The 18,099-nt window shown below is 64.0% G+C and carries 18 protein-coding genes; 5 read left to right on the top strand and 13 right to left on the bottom strand.

The genetic code is table 11. The features are described from left to right. Positions 1-4: 4 nt before the first annotated feature. On the bottom strand, positions 5-436 hold the full coding sequence (locus BMG00_RS15275) for a hypothetical protein (RefSeq protein ID WP_078574939.1): 432 nt from the start codon (positions 434-436) through the stop codon (positions 5-7). A 185-nt stretch (positions 437-621) separates the two neighbouring features. Between BMG00_RS15275 and BMG00_RS15270 the strand changes: the two genes are divergently transcribed. Beyond that, entirely contained in the window at positions 622-1,164 is a 543-nt protein-coding gene (locus tag BMG00_RS15270; protein ID WP_078574938.1) for a VOC family protein, read from the top strand. Between the two features lie 2 nt (positions 1,165-1,166). Here BMG00_RS15270 and BMG00_RS15265 read toward each other — a convergent pair whose 3' ends face one another. The 8 genes from BMG00_RS15265 to BMG00_RS15230 form a co-directional block, all read right to left on the bottom strand. Further along, entirely contained in the window at positions 1,167-2,216 is a 1,050-nt protein-coding gene (locus BMG00_RS15265) for a threonine aldolase family protein (RefSeq protein WP_078574937.1), read from the bottom strand. Further along, entirely contained in the window at positions 2,213-2,662 is a 450-nt protein-coding gene (locus BMG00_RS15260) for a YcgN family cysteine cluster protein (protein WP_078574936.1), read from the bottom strand. Before BMG00_RS15260 ends, BMG00_RS15265 begins: the two co-directional genes overlap by 4 nt. A gap of 301 nt (positions 2,663-2,963) precedes the next feature. Further along, a complete protein-coding gene (locus BMG00_RS15255) occupies positions 2,964-3,899 on the bottom strand; it encodes a bifunctional riboflavin kinase/FAD synthetase (RefSeq protein WP_078574935.1) in 936 nt (311 codons plus the stop codon). 29 nt (positions 3,900-3,928) lie between these two features. After that, positions 3,929-4,372: a MaoC family dehydratase gene (locus BMG00_RS15250; RefSeq protein ID WP_078530189.1), complete on the bottom strand. Its 444-nt coding sequence runs from the start codon at positions 4,370-4,372 to the stop codon at positions 3,929-3,931. Positions 4,373-4,507: 135 nt separating this feature from the next. After that, complete coding sequence (locus tag BMG00_RS15245; RefSeq protein ID WP_078530190.1) at positions 4,508-5,386, bottom strand: TIGR01459 family HAD-type hydrolase; 879 nt, start codon at positions 5,384-5,386, stop codon at positions 4,508-4,510. Between the two features lie 136 nt (positions 5,387-5,522). Then, on the bottom strand, positions 5,523-6,386 hold the full coding sequence (locus BMG00_RS15240; RefSeq protein WP_078574934.1) for a CpsD/CapB family tyrosine-protein kinase: 864 nt from the start codon (positions 6,384-6,386) through the stop codon (positions 5,523-5,525). A 16-nt stretch (positions 6,387-6,402) separates the two neighbouring features. Beyond that, the gene (locus BMG00_RS15235) at positions 6,403-7,911 is read right to left on the bottom strand and encodes a GumC family protein (protein ID WP_078574933.1); all 1,509 of its coding nucleotides are present in this window, start codon (positions 7,909-7,911) and stop codon (positions 6,403-6,405) included. Then, positions 7,911-8,807 (bottom strand): ExeA family protein, encoded by an 897-nt coding sequence (locus tag BMG00_RS15230; protein WP_078574932.1) that lies wholly within the window; start codon positions 8,805-8,807, stop codon positions 7,911-7,913. Before BMG00_RS15230 ends, BMG00_RS15235 begins: the two co-directional genes overlap by 1 nt. 232 nt (positions 8,808-9,039) lie before the next feature. On the opposite strand from BMG00_RS15230, the gene BMG00_RS15225 reads away from it, so the two are divergent. Together BMG00_RS15225 and xrtD are read left to right on the top strand one after the other, a co-directional pair. Beyond that, positions 9,040-11,484, top strand: a complete 2,445-nt coding sequence (locus BMG00_RS15225) for a tetratricopeptide repeat protein (RefSeq protein WP_078574931.1) — start codon at positions 9,040-9,042, stop codon at positions 11,482-11,484. A 144-nt stretch (positions 11,485-11,628) separates the two neighbouring features. Next, positions 11,629-13,209 carry a VPLPA-CTERM-specific exosortase XrtD gene (xrtD, locus tag BMG00_RS15220; protein ID WP_078574930.1) on the top strand — a complete coding sequence of 527 codons (1,581 nt, stop codon included), beginning with the start codon at positions 11,629-11,631 and terminating at the stop codon, positions 13,207-13,209. A 36-nt stretch (positions 13,210-13,245) separates the two neighbouring features. On the opposite strand, the gene BMG00_RS15215 is transcribed toward xrtD, so the two are convergent. Both BMG00_RS15215 and BMG00_RS15210 read right to left on the bottom strand, forming a co-directional pair. Continuing rightward, complete coding sequence (locus BMG00_RS15215) at positions 13,246-13,467, bottom strand: hypothetical protein (protein ID WP_146642673.1); 222 nt, start codon at positions 13,465-13,467, stop codon at positions 13,246-13,248. A 258-nt stretch (positions 13,468-13,725) separates the two neighbouring features. After that, positions 13,726-14,922 carry a glycosyltransferase family 4 protein gene (locus BMG00_RS15210; RefSeq protein ID WP_078574928.1) on the bottom strand — a complete coding sequence of 399 codons (1,197 nt, stop codon included), beginning with the start codon at positions 14,920-14,922 and terminating at the stop codon, positions 13,726-13,728. A gap of 131 nt (positions 14,923-15,053) precedes the next feature. Here BMG00_RS15210 and BMG00_RS15205 point away from each other — a divergent pair, with 131 nt between their 5' ends. Continuing rightward, positions 15,054-15,824: a metallophosphoesterase family protein gene (locus BMG00_RS15205; RefSeq protein ID WP_078574927.1), complete on the top strand. Its 771-nt coding sequence runs from the start codon at positions 15,054-15,056 to the stop codon at positions 15,822-15,824. Between the two features lie 50 nt (positions 15,825-15,874). Here the strand turns inward: BMG00_RS15205 and BMG00_RS15200 are convergent, their stop codons facing one another. Then, the gene (locus BMG00_RS15200; RefSeq protein ID WP_078574926.1) at positions 15,875-16,561 is read right to left on the bottom strand and encodes a sugar transferase; all 687 of its coding nucleotides are present in this window, start codon (positions 16,559-16,561) and stop codon (positions 15,875-15,877) included. Between the two features lie 370 nt (positions 16,562-16,931). Between BMG00_RS15200 and BMG00_RS15195 the strand changes: the two genes are divergently transcribed. Beyond that, positions 16,932-17,246: a TM2 domain-containing protein gene (locus tag BMG00_RS15195; protein WP_078575266.1), complete on the top strand. Its 315-nt coding sequence runs from the start codon at positions 16,932-16,934 to the stop codon at positions 17,244-17,246. Here BMG00_RS15195 and BMG00_RS15190 read toward each other — a convergent pair whose 3' ends face one another. Further along, entirely contained in the window at positions 17,247-18,062 is an 816-nt protein-coding gene (locus tag BMG00_RS15190) for a heme-dependent oxidative N-demethylase family protein (RefSeq protein ID WP_078574925.1), read from the bottom strand. Positions 18,063-18,099: the final 37 nt, after the last annotated feature.

Here is an 18,099-nt window from a genome sequence, read left to right as displayed (position 1 = left end):
GAAATCAGCTCAGAGCCAGCCGATGCACGCCGCGGGCGAATTGCGGCTGGACCCGGGCGAGCTGTTGAAGCGCGAGCGCAAGGCCGACCACCAGGGTCGCGTTGAGCGCAGGCGTGGAGATCAGCACAGACGCAAGCGGGGGGCTCTGGGCGGCGACAAGCGCGAGTCCCAGTCGCGACACCGCGGTAAAGGCGATGAACCGGCTCAGTCCCGGCAGAAACGCCAGGATAAACGCCGCGCTCAGCCCGACACCCAGCGCATAGAGACAGGCCGCAAAGAGCCAGAGCGGCATCGCGCCGATCGCGAGCGCCACGTGACTGTAGAAGAGGCACCCCGAGAGCCCCGCCATCGCCGAAAGCGCCAGGACGCGCCGCGACAGAGCGGGAAGAGACCCGGCGGCAGGCAGAACGAACGGATTGGCGAGGCGCATCAGCATGACCACAGCGTCGCGCGCGATGGCGACGCGCGCGCGGCGCGAATGAGGCGATTTCCCGACTTTCAGGGTACGAAGTACTCAACGTCTGAAGTCGCGTACTGATCTCTTCCGATCCTGATCGCGTGAGGGCGCCTTGATTGTCAAAGCTGCGCGGTTACCTGAGAAGCGGAACATGGAGGTCGCTCATGCGCTGGCGCGGGGTCAATCACGTCGAGTTCTCGGTGCTCGATTACGAGAATTCCATCGCCTTCTACGATGCGATGTTCGGCTGGCTTGGATACCGGAGCTTCTGGACGCTCGATATCGGGTATCGCTCGACCTATTACATGGCGCGCTTTCCGATGCCGCATTCCTATATCGGCATCCAGCCCGCGCGATCGGGCGAGAAGCTGGATCACGAGGCGCGGGCGGTGGGCATCCATCATATCGCGCTCTGGGCGAAATCTCGGGCCGAGGTGGATGCGTTTCACCGTGACTTCCTGATCCCGCGCGGCTTGTCGGTCACCGAGGCGCCACAGGAATATTCTGTTTATGCGCCCGGCTATTACGCGGTGTTCTTCGACGACCCGATAAACGGCATCCACTGGGAGCTCGCGCATATTCCACGCATCCCCGGGCTTGGCGCGCTTCGACGCTTTCGCGCGGCCTTGAAGGCCGCGCAGGCGAAGCATCCCGAATGGCACGGGCCGCCCGAGAAACTCGCGTTTCGCGACCTGCCCCGGCGCTGAGATCAGGCGAGATGCGACAGGAAAGCGTCGATCTCCTCAGGCGTCGTCGCCCATGAACACACCAGACGCGCGGCCAGAAGTTCCTCTTCCGGGCCCTCGAGCGATTGATCGAACGGCCAGAGGTAGTAATAGGCCCCGGCCTCGTGCGCGCGCTTATGGGCGCCGCGCGGGAAAGCCGCGAAGACCGCGTTGGCATCGGTGGGGTGGATCAGTTTTGCGCCTTCGATCTTGCTGACGCCTTCGGAAAGTTTGCGCGCCATTTCATTGGCATGGCGGGCAGTCTTCAACCACAGATCATCGGTCAGATAGGCCTGCATCTGCGCCGCAAGGAAGCGGTGCTTCGAGAACAGATGCCCGCCCCGTTTGCGGCGCAGCTCGAACTCCCAGGCATGTTTCGGATCGAAGATCACCACCGCCTCTACGCCCATGCAGCCGTTCTTGGTGCCACCGAAGCTGAGTACATCGACGCCCGCTTTCCACGTCATTTCGGCGGGCGTGCATCCGGCCGCGACCAGAGCATTGGCAAAGCGCGCCCCGTCCATATGCACCGGCAGGTGGAAACGCCGCGCGACCTCGGTCAGCGCCGCCACCTCGGCGGGCGAGTAGACCGCGCCTGCCTCGGTCGAGTTGGTGACCGAGACCATGCCGCGCTGGACGTTGTGGATGCCGCCCCGGCCCGTATGGGAAATGGTCCGGGCGAGCAGCTCCGGGTCCATCTTCGCATCCGGTCCGTCGACCAGAACCAGCTTCGAGCCATTCGTGTAGAACTCGGGCGCGCCGCATTCGTCTTCCTCGATATGGGCGTTGCGATGGCAGAAGATCGCGCCCCAGGGCTGGGTCAGCACCGCACAGGAAAGCGCATTGGCCGCGGTCCCGGTCGCCACCAGATAGACGCGCGCTTCGGGCGCCTCGAAAATCTCGCGGATCTTCGCCTGCACGCCCTCGGTGATCGGGTCCGCGCCGTAGGAATGGACATGGCCCGCATTGGCGGCGGCGAGGCCTTCGAGAATGGCGGGATGCGCGCCGGAGGTGTTGTCGGAGGCGAAATTCATGAGAGGTCCTCGATCGTGTATTGGTCCCATTCGTCCTCGGGCACCTCGAATTCGGGCACGGTCCAGCCGCGCACGCTCTCGCCCGCCTCGTGGACGGTCTCGCGCGAGCCCGAAATCAGGTAGTGCCACTCGGGCAGCGGCTCGCCTTCGAAGCGCAGCCGATAGGCGCAGGTCGCGGGCATCCAGTAGGCGATCTTGTTGATCGTCTTCGGGGTCAGCGTCACGCATTCGGGGACGAACTGGTGGCGAATGTCGTATTGCGTGCAGCGGCAGGTCTCGCCATCGAGAAGCCGGCAGGCGACGCGGGTGAAGACCACCTCGCCCGTATCCTCGTATTCGAGCTTGTTCAGGCAGCATTTGCCACAGCCGTCGCACAGCGCCTCCCATTCGGGGGCGGTGAGCTTTTTCAGCGGCAGCTTCCAGAATTCGGGGCGCAGTTTGGTCATGGCGCGGAAAATGGGGCAGCGGCGGGGAAATGGAAAGGGGGGATCGGCGGATCGTTACCGGATCTGTGGTTTGGGAATGGCGGGGGGAAAGAGAACTGGCGCGGGGCGACGAGCCCCGGGCCGCGCCCATTCGTCGTGCTTACGCCGCGCCACTGGCGCGACGGTCCCTCCTCATTCCCCCCGGGAGGGCGCATTGGCGATGGCGCGCGCGTTCAAGCTACCTGCGGGCTTTTGAGATAAAAGCGCCCAGCCACGAGCGGCACAAAGCGCCCACCCGAGGTCGGGCGCCGCCCTCGATCGCCTACTCCGCCAGAATCTCCCGCGCCTTCGCGCAATCTGCGTCCATCTGGGCCACCAGCGCGTCGAGCCCGTCGAACTTCATCTCGGGCCGGAGATATTCGACCAGAGCGACCGAGACATGCTCGCCGTAGAGATCGCCCTTGAAATCGAAGATGAAGGTTTCGAGATTGGGGGTGTTCTCGCCGAACATCGGGCGCACGCCGAGGCTCGCGGCACCAAGGTAATTTCCCTGATGCTTGCCGGTCAGCACGTCGATTTTCACCGCATAGACGCCGAGTTTCGGCAGATGCAGCCCCGCCACCGACATGTTCGCAGTGGGATAACCAAGGTCGCGCCCGCGTTTGTCGCCATGCAAAACGGCGCCGTCGATGCGGTGCAAGTGGCCCAGCATCTTCGCGGCGTCCTCGGGACGTCCCTCGGCCAGCGCGGTGCGAATGGCCGTGGAAGAGGCCTCGACCCCCTCGACATGCAGAAGCGGCGCGATCGTGACCTCGAAACCGTATTTGCGGCCAAGCTCGACAAGCATTTCGGTGTCGCCTTCACGGCCCTTTCCGAAACGGAAATCATCCCCTACCGCGACATGCGTAACGCCCAGCCCCTCGGCCAGAACCTCGCGGGCAAAAGCCTCGGCGGACATGTCGGCGAGCGTCTCGTTGAAGGGCAGTTCGTAAAGAACATCGACGCCGAGCTTGGCGAGCCGGTTGGCGCGCGACTCGGGGCTCATCAGGCGAAAGGGCGGCAAGATCTTTCCCGCACGGGCAGCGAAGAACTCGCGCGGGTGAGGCTCGAAGGTGATGACGCCGAGCGGCGCGTCACGACCGCGCGCCTGATCGATCACCGACTGGTGGCCAAGATGGATCCCATCGAAATTGCCCATGGCGACAGAGGCGCCACGGGCCGCATTATCAAGCGATGTCCAGGAGGTTACGCGTTTCATCACCCCGCCCTCCGGCGGGGTCCGCCGGGTCAGTCGAATTTCCGCGAGGGTGCCAGAACCAGCGCCTCGCCCTTCACGACAACCGTATCGCCCACCGCGCAATGGGTTTCAAGCGTGACACGGCGGCGCGAATGGTCGATCGCGATCACCTTCACCTCGGCATAGACCACGTCGCCGGGGCGCACGGGCGCCATGAACTTGAGCGACTGACCCAGATAGACGGTGCCGTGACCGGGCAGTTGCTCACCGATAACCGCCGAGATCAGGCCAGCGGTCAGCATCCCGTGGGCGATTCGACCCTCGAAGATCGTGTCCCGTGCGTAATCGTCATCCAGGTGCACGGGGTTATGGTCCGTCGATACCTCGGCGAACATCTCGATATCACGGTCGGTGATCTGCTTGCGCAGATAGCGAACCATCCCGATTTCCAGATCTTCGATGCAGATCGTGCCGCGGGGCATGTTGTCGAGCATATCCATAAGTCCCTGCCGGAAGTTCATGTTGCGCTGCGGCATAGCATATGCAGAAGCGCGCAGGCAAGATGCCTGCGCAACTTTTTTACCCGAATGAGATCAGAGGCGCAACAAAGTTGCCCTTAGACCTTTAGGCTAGCGCAGGGTCCCGATCGTATAGAGCGGGTCCTGTTGGCGCGCGCCGAGCCAGCCGCGCAGCAGCTCCGGGTCGGGATTCTCGCGATCGGGGCCGAACTGGTCATGCGCCAGACCACCGGTGACGAAGAGGCAATCGATCCCTTCTCCTGCGGCGCCCGGCACATCGGTATTGATCCCGTCCCCCACCGCGAGAATGCGCGCGTCATCAACGCCGCCGAGCCGCGCCAGCTTGCGCCGCGCGAGATCGTAGATCGGCGGATGGGGCTTGCCGAAATACATCGCCTCGCCCCCCATTTCCTCATAAAGCGCGGCGAGCGCGCCCGCACAGTAGATCCGCTTGTCGCCCATATCGACGACGATATCGGGATTGGCGCAAAGCATCGGTAGCTCGCGCGTCTTCGCGAGCAGGAATTTCGGCCGGTAATCCTCGGGCACTTCAGTTTCCTCGTCGAAGGGGCCGGTGCAGACGATCCCGTCGGCCTCGTCGAAATCGACGCGGGTGATCTCGGCCTGACCCTGCCATTCCTCGGGAACCTCGGTAAAGAAGCCGTTGTCCTTGTCGGGGCCGAGATGCCAGACCTTCTTGCCCACCGCTCCCGCGAACATCGCATCCTGCGCGGCATCGCCCGAAGAGACGACGAGATCGTAGGCATCGCGCGGACAGCCCATCCGGTCGAGCGCTGCGATCACGAATTTCGCCGGGCGCGGCGCATTGGTCAGAAGAACCACTTTGCCGCCTTGCTCGCGAAAGCCCTGAAGAGCCGCGACAGCCTCGGGAAAAGGCGCCACGCCATTGTGCAGGCAACCCCAGAGATCGCAGAACAGCACGTCATAGGGTTTCGAAATCTCGGCGAGCGATTGGATGATGCGGGTCATGTCGGCCTTTCGGATCTGGGTTTGGCGCATGGGGCGGAACAACCGTCACGGCCATGGGTCACAGCGCAGCCGGGACCGGCCGGGGTCGCCTTATCGAGGCTATATGGCACGGGCATGACGGAAGGCAAAGGGGCGCTCAGCCCGCGTTCTCCTCGCCATAGCCATAGCCATACCCGTAGCCATACCCGTATTCGGGGCCCGAAAAGCGGAACTTGTTGACGACGACGCCCATCACGTTGGTGCGTTCGGCCAGTTCGCGCTCGCAGATGTCGATTTCCTTGATCGTCGTCTCTTCGGTCGCAGCGACGATCAGGACGCAATCGACATAGGCCGCAAGCGCCAGCGTGTCGTCGCTGACGAGAACCGGGGCGGTGTCGAAGATGATCAGATCAGGCTGGTAGATCGCCTCGATGCGCTTGAGGGCCTCGCCGGAGGTTCTCGACTGGATCAACTCGGCGGGGTGATCGACGGGCTTGGTATTGAGCCCGAGCGCGAGGTTCGGCCCCACCCGCAGAGCGTAATCGGAAAATTCGGCACGTCCCGCGAAGACTTCGGAAACCTGCGGACCCGCTTCGATATCGAGCAGCTTTGCCAGCGAGGGGCGGCGCAGATCGGCCTCGAGCAGGATCGGGTAGATCTCTTCCTGACGTGCGAGGCTGAATGCGAGGTTGAGCGCGATGGTGGATTTACCGCAGCCCGCCGAAGGCGAGGTGATCGCAAGGCGCGTCCAGCCGTTCGAGCGCATCTGCTGCAGGATTTTGGTGCGCAGCATGTCGAAGGGGGCAGACTCGGCTCCACCCTCGCGCGCGACGACTCGGTTGGTACGCAGACCGACCGGGCTCGGCTCGAGTGGCGACAGCGCGGACCATGCCGCCCCGGCGGGCCCCGCGCGCAATGTCAGTGTTTGGGGCGCCGCGCCGAGCGCGCGGCGATCGGCTCCGCCTTGTCCCATCCTAGCCGCCCGGGCCTTGGCAATCGCATCCCGAATTCTCTCGGCCATCGCTGCCCCTCCCCCCTCAGAAGATCCGGTCGAGCGGCATGTAGAGCAGCCCGACAAGCGCAAGCACCGCGATCAGCGCACCCAACACCATCACGGAGGAGATCACGAATTGACGCCGACGCCGCGCGAGATCGGCAGGCGTCGCGATATAGGGCAAGGTCGCAAAGGCGCTGATGCCCAACTGGCGCTGCAGATCCTCGGGGCGGCGAATGCCGGGGTTGAGCAGCTCACGCCCGATGATCACCAGAAGCCCCAGCACGAACCCCGCCCCGAACCCCGCGACGGCGATCGTCTTGCGGTTAGGTTTGACCGGTTCGTTGGGAGCCACCGCCTGATCGATCACGGTCAGCTTCTCGCCTTTCGCCAGAGACTCGATCGTGTCGCCGGTCTCGGCGACCGCGCGGGCCCTTGTCGCGCGATCGTACTGGTCGAGCAGGTTTGCGTAATCGCGCTGCAACGCTTCGAGCGCGGCCGCATTGGCTGGCACCTTGGCGATATCGGCCTGGAGTTGTTCCATCTGCACTTCGGCCGCTTCCTGACGCGCGCGTGCGGTGAAGAGATCGTTTTCGAGCGCGCGCAGGCGTTCCTCGAAAGCAGAGGCAGGTTTTGCGAGCGGTTCTGTGGCGCCGGCGTCCTGCTCCATGATCTGCGCCCCGAGCGCCGCGATGCGCGGGTCGTCCGGGGGCAGCACCTGGCGAAGCGCGTCGCGTTGCGCCTCCAGCCGGGCCAGATCGCGTTGCGCCGGTGGGTAGATCGCATCGAGAACGACCGTCTCGCCCGAGACTTCCCGGCGGCGGACAAGCCGATCCTTCTGGTCCTCGACCTCCCTGATCTGGTCGGCCAGTTGTGGCGTGGAAAGCTGGAGTGCCGCAAGCTGGTCGCGCAGCAGCGGAAGGCGCTCGGGCAATGCAGTGGAATTTTCCTGCTTGAACTGGAGGATCGTCGCAGAGGATTTCGCAAGCTCGGAATTGAGCCGATCGACCTCACGCGAGAAGAAATCGAGTGTGTCCCGCGCGGCCTTCGTTCGGATATCGGCATCTTCCTTGAGGATGCGCGTGACCAGTTCATTCGCGACCTGCGCGGCCCGCGTGGGCGAGCCCGCGATGTAGGACACGGTCATGAAGGTCGCTTCCTGAGGCGCGGTTTTCGACTTTGCCTGCTTGCTGATCTCGATCGAGATCGACCCCGTCAGCGCCTCGAAGACCGCGTCGACATCGCGTGCGCCCGACGCCGTGCGCAGGGCGGGAAAGAGGTCCATCCGGCGCGCCATGTCGAGAAGGTTCTCACGGGCGAGCACCCGTTTGCGGATCACCTGCAACTTGGCATTGGTGTCGGTTTGCACCGTCGAGGAAGCGAGCTGGTCGGGGATGCGCTCTCCCTCGACCACCAACAGCGCGTTCGCCTGATAGATCGGCGTGATCAACCGCGCGACGACAAGCCCCGCCATCGTCCCGATCAGCGTGAGCAGGATCAGCCAGTGCAGACGGCGCAGCAGGAGCATCGCGTAGAAGCGCAGATCGCGCATCACGTCCTCCCGCGCGCGGCAAGATCATCCTCGCGACCGCCCGTCACGGCCTGCATTCGCTGACGCTGGCTCTCGACGGGCAGATAGAAGACATTGTCCTCGATCACCTTGTCGATGATCTCGGCGGTGACCTCCTCCGAGCGCGCGGAATAAGCATAGACCATGCCAAGATCGGCGAGTTGGTTCATCAAACGCGGGATGCCGCCGCAATAGGCATGAACCTTCTGCGAGGCCTCCGGCGTGAAGATCTGCCGCGTCGCCCCGGCGACCGAGAGGCGATGATCGACATAGGCCTGCGCGCAATCGGCCGCCATCGGTCCAAGATGGAACCCCGAGGAAACGCGCTGCGCGAACTGGCGCAGTTCGGGTTTTGAGATCAGGTCGCGCAGTTCGGGCTGGCCCATCAGGATAAGCTGCACCAGCTCGTCCTTGTCGGCATTGATATTGGTGATCATGCGCAGCTCTTCGAGCACGCCCGCATCGAGATTCTGCGCCTCGTCGATCACCACCACCACGCGCCGCCCCCCGGCATATTCGGAAATCAGGAATTGCTGGAAACGGTCGTAGATGAGCACGTAGTCTTCGCCCGGCTCGATCCGCTGACCAAGCGAGAGCATGATCCAGCGGATCACGTCCTCCCGACCACCGCGCGCATTCGAGACCAGCGCCATCGTCACGTCATCCGAGATCGAGGCCATCAGGTAGCGCAGCAATGTCGTCTTGCCTGCGCCGACCTCCCCGGTGATCAACGTGATCGGCGCACGCGAGAACAACCCGTATTCGAGCATGGTCACCGCGTGCTTGTGCTCGGGCGACCAGAAGATGAAATCGGGATCGGGCAGCAGCGAAAAGGGCCGCTCCGCAAGTCCGAAAAATTCGGTGTAGATCTCGTTCATGCCTGTTTCCGGGCCTGCGGCCTCTTTCTGATTTCCGGCAGTGAAGCGGAAATCTGCGCAAATCGCAACATTCCCCTGCCCAAAACCCGGTGCTGCGGCACATCTGTCGCAAGTTTCACACCCCTCCCCTCGCGGCGCCCCATGCCAAAGCGCGAAAGGCTTTATCGGGACATGCAAAATCGCTAGAGTGCCCAAAAGCGCCGGAGAGAGCGCAACGAGCAGGCCAGAACAGATGTCCCGACCTTTTTCCGTGCGATCCGCAGCACTCGTGCTTTGCGCAGGCCTCGCCCTTGCGGGCTGCAAGAGCAAGGAGGAGAAGGCTGAGGCGTTTTACCGCTCGGCCGAGGAACTTCTGGCGCAGGGCGACGTCCCGCGCGCGCTGGTCGAACTGCGCAATGTCTTCGATTACGACAGCTCGCATCAGCAAGCGCGCAGGCTTTATGCCGATATCCTGCTTCAACAGGGCCGCCTTCAGGAGGCCTATAGCCAGTATCTGCGCCTGTCCGAGCAATATCCCGACCTTGCCGACATTCACCGTATCCTTGCCGAATTGTCGCTGCGCTCGGGCAACCTGACCGGCGCGCGCGACCAGACGCGCCGCACGCTCGAGCTCTTGCCTGACGATCCCGGCGCGCGCGCGGTTTCGGTGGCGCTGTCCCTGCGTGCGGCGATGGCGCGGTCCGACCGTGGCGCCTATGCCGAGATCTCGAAAGCGGCGGAACGGCTCACGCAGGAGGCGCCCGATGTGCCGACCGCCTGGCACGTCCTGATCGATGCGCGCAACGCGGCAGGTGATCGCGAAGGCGCGCTCGACGCGCTCGATGCCGCACTGACCCGCGAACCCAGGCAATATCGCCTGCAAGTCCTGCGCCTCGAGTTGCTCAGTGAACTGAACAGAACCGACAAGATCGGCGCCCAACTTGAGACGATGCAGACGCTCTTCCCCGACGATCCCAAGACACGCACCGCGCTTGTCGCCTGGTATGTGCTGCGCGATGATCCCGAGGGCGCGGCGCGTTTCCTGCGCAGGCTCGCCACCGACCCGCAAAGCCAGACAGAGGGTTATGTCGAGCTGGTGCGCTTTCTCGCCCGAGCGCGTGGCGCTGACGCCGCCGCGCGCGAACTCGATAAGCTGATCACGGAGTCGCAGGGCAAACCCAACGAGGCGATCTTCTCCGCGATGCGCGCTGATCTCGCGTTTCGTGCTGGCCGCAAGGACGATGCGCTCACCCGGATGAAGGCGCTTCTGACCCGTCTGCCCGAGGGCGAGGAGCGCGGACGGATGCGCGTGGCCTATGCGCGCATGCTCGAGGCCGCAGGTCAGTCGGATGCGGCGCGCGCCGAAATCGAGACGGAATTGAAGGCCACGCCGCTCAATGTCCCGGCACTGCAACAGCGTGCAAGCTGGGCGATCGCCTCGGACAATTTCGACGCTGCGATCGTCGATCTGCGCACCGCGCTGCAACAGGACCCGACCAATCCCGACACCCTGACGCTGATGGCCGAGGCGGATCTGCGCGAAGGCGCCCCCGATCTCGCACGGGCACGGTTCGCGCAAGCCTACGAAGCCGCCAATCACGCAGCCCCCGAGGCGATCCGCTATGCCGATTTCCTGCTCTCGCAGGATCGGAGCAAGGCCGCACGCGACCTGCTTGCCGAGGCCGCCCAGCGCAATCCCGGCACGCCGGGCATCCTGCAACGTCAGGCCGATCTCGCGCTTCGGGATAATGACTGGCCCCAGGCCCATGCGATCGCCGATCAGCTTGCCGCGCTCGGCCTTCCCGAGACGGAGGCGCTTGCACAGTCGATCCGCGCGGCGATCCTGATGGGGCGCGGACGCACCGACAACGCAATCGAGACGCTCAAATCGCTGGCCGCAGCCAATGGCGGTGGAGATATGGCCGTCGCGGCGGTGGTTCAGGCGCAGATCGGGGCCGGACGCGCAGGAGCCGCGCGCGCCTATCTCGATGAACAGCTCACGCGCCGCCCTGAAGATCGCGGGCTGCGGATGCTTTCGGCCAATCTCGCCGCGATGCTCGGCGATCCGCAAAGCGCCGAGGCAGGGCTGCGCGCACTCATGTCCGAGGCGCCCGCCGATCCCGCCCCCGCGCGCCAGCTCTACCGGCTGCTGGCCGCGCAGGGCAAGGAGACAGAGGCGGCCGATGTAATCGCGCAGGCGCTGAAATCCGCGCCGCAGGCCGATCCGGTGCTTTTGCTTTACCGCGCCCGCTCGGAAGAGAAATCGGGCGATTTCGACGCGGCGATCGCCACTTACGAGGATCTTTACGCACGCGACAGCGGCGATCTGATCGTAGCCAACAATCTCGCGAGCCTGCTCAGCCAGCATCGAGACGACAAGGCGAGCCTCGAGCGCGCCGCGCGCATCGCCAAACGCTTCCGCGAGCGCCCCGAACCCGCCTTCAAGGACACCTATGGCTGGGCGGAATTTCGGCGGGGCGATTACAAGACCGCAATGCCACTGCTCGCGGCGGCGGCGGCCGGGATGCCCGAAGTGGCGCTCGCACAATATCACTATGCGATGGCGCTGGCGGCGACCGGGGAACGCGAGGAAGCCGCACGGGTACTGGCGCAGGCGGTCGCGCTGGCCGGCGATCGCTTGCCCGCGCAGATGGCCGACGCCCCCGCGACGCTCGAGAAGCTGCGCGAAGCTCCCTGAGCGTTGCCAAACCGCCCCGTTCGCGCAGAAAAAGAGGCGCAGCGCCCCGCAGCCCGGCTTGCAACGCGCTTTGCGCTTTGGCTTTCCCTCCGTCGCGGGTAGGATTTCACCAAGCGCCGCATCAGACGGCCAAGAGGCGAGCAGATGATCACGACGAGCACCTTTCCGGCACGGGTGCGCGCCCTGCCTTGGGGCGCGCTCGGCCTGATTGCCCTTGCGCTGATCTCGTCCCCGTTCTTTGCCCTAGGGATCGAGAGCCTCGCGGCGGCCTGGTCCACGCCGGAATATAGCCACGGGCCGATCATCCCGATGATCTCGCTCTACCTTTTCGCTCGTGAACTGCGCCATGCCCCCGCCCTGCCCGATGGTCCCACGCGCCGTTGGCCAGGGATCGTGGTGATCGGGCTCGGGCTCGCGCTCGGCGCTTTCGGGACGCTGGCGCAGATCCCCGATATCGTGACCTACGCGCTGATCGTCTGGCTGATGGGCGTGGTGTTGCTGGTGATGGGCTGGGACACGGGACGGCGGCACTGGAAGCCCGTCCTGCATCTGATCTTCATGCTGCCTTTGCCGCAGATCCTCTACTGGCGGCTGACGATCGCGCTGCAGATGGTCTCTTCGGAGCTGGGCATCGCGCTGGTGCGCGCGGTCGACATTCCGGTCTTCCTGGAAGGCAACGTGATCGACCTGGGCGTCTACAAGCTTCAGGTGGCCGAAGCCTGTTCGGGGTTGCGCTACCTGTTCCCGATCCTGAGTTTTTCCTATCTCTTCGGCATCCTCTATCGTGGCCCCTTCTGGCACAAGGCGGTGCTGTTCGCGATGGCGGCCCCGCTGACGGTGGCGCTCAACAGCTTGCGCATCGGAGTGGTGGCGATCCTCGTCAATTCTTACGGGATCGGACAGGCGGAGGGCTTCCTTCATGTCTTTGAAGGCTGGGTGATCTTCGGGGCCGCCATCGCGATCCTGAGCCTCTCCGCGATCGGCCTGCAACGTTTGACGCCGCGCCCGCTTCCGCTGGCCGAGGCGCTCGATCTCGATTATCGCCGCTTTGCCCCTGAGGCCCGGCGGTTGCTGAGCGTCGCCCCCTCGCGCGCCCTGATCATGGCGCTCGGACTTAGCGCGCTGGCAAGCGCCGCCTGGTTGAGCCTGCCGCGAATGGGGAGCTCCCTGCCCGATCGTTTCGCCTTCGCGACCTTCCCGGGCCGGATCGGGGATTGGGAGGGAATGCGCCATCCGCTCGCGCCTGAAACCGAGGATGTGCTTGGCGCAAGCGATTACCTCAACGCGATCTACGCCGATGCCGCGAGCGACGCGCGAGTGAACCTCTTTGTCGCCTGGTATGCCGATCAGACCGGCGGCACTGGCATCCATTCGCCCGAGGTCTGCCTGCCTGCGGGCGGCTGGGAGGTCAGCGCCTTCACCCCGCACCGTATCGCCCTGCCCGGCCGCGCGCCCTTCGAGGTCAACCGCGCGATCATCGCCAAGGGGCTCAACCGGCAACTTGTCTATTACTGGTTCGACGAGCGCGGCGTAGCGATGACGAGCGACTGGCGCGCAAAGCTTTCGGTGATCGCGGACGGGGTGACGCGCGGGCGCACGGATGGCGCATTGGTACGCTATGTGACGCCGCTGGCAGCAGGCGAGGATCCGGGCGCGGGCGATGCACGTCTCACCCGTTTCATCGCGACATCGCTGCCGGTTATGGGCGACTATATTCCGAACTGAGCAAGCCCAAGGCGTGCGTCCTGGAAGAGACCGGGATCAGGAACCCAGTTGCTGCCTGCCTTCCCAGCAATGCGGGATCGGCTTGCGTGTATCGAAGACCAACGGACAGCTTTCGGCGGCCTTGATCGCGGCATCGACGCGCGCGTCGGCCATCGCCGGGGTGAGACCGAGATCGAGCGCATGGATGACCGGGTCGTAATACGAGCGGGAGGTAAGGCCGGGGGCGGCAGGCGCGATCTCACGAAGATCTCCCGCCATCGCCGCCCCCACCGTCATGGCGCCGCAGAGAAGGGCAACAGCCCCGAAACCCTGTCTCTTCGAAATCGCCATGTGAGCCCCCACGCGGAAAAGCCTCTACCGGATCGGTTCGCGCCCGATCGGCCCCGACGGGCATCAAATCAAACGCACCCTCCCCTCTGATTTGCGGCGCAAATGGGGCATCAATCAAGCAGAAATTTGCTAAAATTTCAAGACTTTGGCTCCGATTTCGAAACAAACACCGCGCCGCAAATGGGATTATTTCTCAATCTTGGAAAAAATCCGATCGTATGCAACCAGAAGCTGTTTGGCCGAAAAGTCCCAGGAGAGCGCCTCCAGCACTCTCGCGCGCCCCTTGCGTCCCATCTCGCGGGCCATCTCGGGAGCGTCGATCAGGGCCGCGATCCGCGCTGCGAAATCGCGCGGATCGTTGGCGCGCGCGTAAAGTGCAGCCTCTCCGGCCGAGGCGCGTCCCTCGGTCAGATCGAACTGCACGAGCGGCTTTTCGAGTGTCATGTATTCCATGACCTTGTTCATGGTCGAGATGTCGTTCATCGCGTTCTTCGGATCGGGCGCGACGCCGATATCGATCGCGTTCATCGCAGCGAGCATCTCCTCGCCATAGAGCGGCCCGGTGAAGGTGAAATAGTCGCTCAACCCGCGCGCCGCGACATCCGCTTCGACATTGGGCAGCTCGGGGCCGAAGCCTACGATCACCACATGCAGGTCGGAATGGCCGAGATCGCGGATCAGATGCTCCACCGCGGCGATCAGCAGATCCATCCCCTCCTGCTGGCCGATCACGCCGATATAGCCGAGCACTGTTTTCGCGCCTTTGCGATAGGAGGCATCGCCCGGACCGGGCAGGAATGTCTCGACCCGTGGCGCGGAGCGAACGATGAAGACATCCTCGGGGGCCATGCCACCCCGCTCGATCGCGATCCGGCGGAAGCTCTCATTCGTGGCCATCGAAACCGAGGCGGTGGCGAAGGTGATCCGCTCCCATATCCGCATCACCCACCACAAGAGCCCCTTCTTGTCGAACTTGGCCTCGAACAGCTCCGGACAGACATCGTGATGGTCGAACATGTAGCGAACGCCGGAAAGCCGATAGCGCAGCGCCAGAAGCCAGATCAGATCGGGCGGGTTGCAGCCCTGGATCACGTCAAAGCCACGCTCGCGCCGGACGACTTTCGCCAGCCGGAACCACGCCTTGATCGCGTGCCAATATTCGCGCGCATAGGCGACGGCGCCGGAATGGGCCTCGGGCGGCGCGGGGTGGCGGTAGATGTGGATGCCCTCGATCTCTTCGCAGGGCGCATCCCAGCCGCGCCCCATCGGGCAGATCACCGAAACCTCGTAGCCTGCCGCTTTCAGCGTGGTGGCCTCGACCCAGACGCGCCGGTCAAGCGGAACGGGGAGGTTCTCCACCACGATCAGAATTCGTCTTGTCATCTACCCTGCCGTATTGCCCCGGGGGCGGTTTGCCGCCCATTTTGTCGTGAGCCTCTTTTTCTCAGGCTCTTTGAGAGTTATGTCGCAGCCGGACGCGGGTTTCCAGCCCGCCGTGACCCGGAATTCCAGACATGTTGCGATCCCTACTCTCCCGCCTTTCGAAATCCGACGCGGCCGCCGACGGGTTTCCGCGCCCCGAGGCGCCGATCTGCCTTATCGGCGACATTCACGGGCGCGCGGATCTGCTGGGCGCGATGTTCGAGCGGATCGGCGCGGAACCCGAGTCAGGGCGCGCCCGTGTCGTGACATTGGGCGACATGATCGACCGCGGACCGGATTCGGCGCATGTGCTTGCGATGTTGCAGGCCGCGCAGATGTCCAATCCCGCGCGGATGATTTGCCTGATGGGCAATCACGAACGTATGCTGCTCAATTTCCTGATCTCGCCCGACCGCAACACCGTGCGCTGGCTGAAGGTCGGGGGAGATGCGACGCTGCGCAGCTTCGGGCTGACGCCACCCGACCCCGACCGGCCCGACCCGGAGGCGCTCGATGCGTTGCGGATGGATCTCGCCCATGCAATCGGGCCCGATCTGCTGGCCTGGCTCGACGCGCGGCCCGCGATGTGGCGCGAGGGGCAGATTGCAGCGACCCATGCGGGGGCCGATCCCTATCACCCGCTCGAACGCCAAAGCCCGGATGCGCTGCTCTGGGGGCATCCGCGTTTCGTCAGCGCCCCGCGCCGCGACGGGGTCTGGATCGCTTATGGGCATTGGGTGGTCGAGCAGCCCTTCGCCGAATCCGGCCGGATCGCGCTCGATACGGGCGCGTGCGAGACCGGCGTTCTGAGTGCCGCCTGGATCGACCGCAAGGGGCTGCGTTTCCTTCAGGTTCAGGGCTGAAACGAAAAGCGCCCCATTACGGGGCGCTTTGAACAAAGGTCTCTCGGGGCTTACCGGCCAGTCTGACGCAGCACCACCGCGAAGGTCATCAGGCAAAGCCAGATATCGTTGCTCAACGAAAGACGCTTGTAATAGCGCTCGTCATAGCGGACGCGATCGACGAAGGCCGTCGCCGAACGGCCCGCCACCTGCCACAGCCCGGTGATGCCCGGACGCATCTCGAAATAGGCACGGCCCATCGCCCCACGATAGCTGTCTTCCTGCTCTTCCATGAAGGGGCGCGGACCCACAAGGCTCATCGAGCCGAAAAGCACGTTGAAGAATTGCGGCAGCTCGTCGAGGCTGGTGCGGCGCAGGAAAGCACCGACGCGGGTGATGCGCGGATCGTTCTCGAGCTTCTGGTGGATGTCCCACTCGCGGGCGATCTCGGGGTCGGCGGCGCAAAGACGGGCCAGCTCGGCTTCGGCGTCGATGCGCATCGTGCGAAGCTTGTAGCAGCGGAAATTGCGCCCGCCCTTACCGATCCGGGTCTGCGCGAAGAAAGCAGGGCCGCCGTCGAGGCGCACCAAGAGCGCGAGCATTGCCACCAGAGGAAGCAGAATCGGGAGAATCGCGGCGACGACAGCAACGTCGAACAGGCGTTTGCCGAGCCCTTCGTAGCCAATTCTCGAAAACGAGAGGGCCCGACGGGTTTCACGCGTTTGTTCGAGCACGCAATTTGTCGAAAGGTCCGACATGGCTTTCCCCAAAACTCTACCTTCTACGCGGTTCGATTCTGACCGCGTTTCGTGGAGGGTGTTTTCTGGGGGAATTCGTCCGAGAATGTGACGAAACCAGACAATTGTTAGGCCTGTTTCTGGGCCAGAAATCACGGGCGCGAACACAATCCCTTGAGGGCCGCCTCATAACTATATGATTTTAAACAAATTAAACCTTAGAGCGTTTCATATTTCTGTAACAATTGAGAAAGGTGCGACAATTTGCGCAGCCCGATTCCCAAAAATTCGGGAACAGACGGCATCGGCTCGCCCCCGGTGTTTGCTTCGCTTCCCCTTGATAGCCTTGAAACCTTCCCCATATCGAAGCAAAGATGTTATGGAGATTAACATGACCCGAGATGACAGCCGCGCCCTCTATATCGAGCAGCGCGTCGCCAATGAGAAGAAGTCGGCGCTGGTGGGCTACCTGCTGTGGTTCCTGCTGCCGATGCTGGGCGTACACCGTATGTATCTGGGCCGGGTCGGCTCGGGGCTCATCATGCTCATGCTGACCGGGATCGGCACGCTCTTCGCCCCGATCCTGATCGGGTATATCCCGCTCGCGCTCGTCGGGCTGTGGTGGTTGATCGACGCGCTCTTGATCCCCGGCATGATCACGCAAGACATGGCCGAGACGCGCTGGCGGCTGATGCAGGAGATCTGATCAGTCCGCGTGCCGGACCGAATGTTCTTCCATCGCGAGCGCCTGTTCGGCCGTCAGATCCTCGCGCCGCACGACCTGCGTGTGGATCGTGAAGATCACCGCGCGGGTCTGCGGCAGGCGGAACAGGCATTGCCGCTCGACCCGTATATAAGGAGAGCCGTCAGAGCCATGACGATATTCATATTCCGAGCGCGGGTCGTGCAGGTGCGCGTCTGACTGCGAGGCCGTCCCGCGCATCAGCCCCCTGCCCAGCTGCACTCCGTCCATCAAACGCTGCACCCGTTTTCCCAGATCATCCGTATAGATCTCGATCGGCTCGTGGATGCGCATCATGGGGCGCATGAATTTCTCGCGCAGCGTCCAGCCCGAGGGGAAACACAAGACACCCCCGGTCAGCACATGCTCGGCATGGCCGAAGACCTCGGGATCGGATTCCATCAGACACAGGTCGCATTGCACAAGCCGAGCCAGCGTGCGGAGCGGATCGGAGCGGTCGAGCGGAACGGTTACGCCGTCTGGTCGGATCGCTTGATCTTCGTTCAGCGAAAACCCGAGCGGCGGCAGGAGCGGCAGAACCGTGTCGAACAGCTCCTCGGCCGCCGGGCGCGCGTGGTCCGACAGCGCATAGACCAGTTCAGGCTCTTGCGAGAGCAACCGGTCGCGCAGCGCCATCTGCGCCGCATAGGCGTCATCGACTTCGAACCAGTCCTCGACGCTGACCGGGATCACGCCGGGCAGCCGCCGCGTGCGCGGGTCCACCCAGGGCGCGAAGCTCAGACGTTTTTGCAAGATCGGAGACAGGTCGAGGTCTTTCATGGCCGCGATGCTGCCCCGTCCCGCACGCCTCGGCAAG

The sequence above is a fragment of the Thioclava marina genome (genome assembly GCF_002020135.1).
GTDB lineage: Bacteria > Pseudomonadota > Alphaproteobacteria > Rhodobacterales > Rhodobacteraceae > Thioclava > Thioclava marina.
The sequence above is the reverse complement of the archived record's forward strand: the minus strand, read 5'-3'. Positions and strand labels throughout refer to the sequence as shown.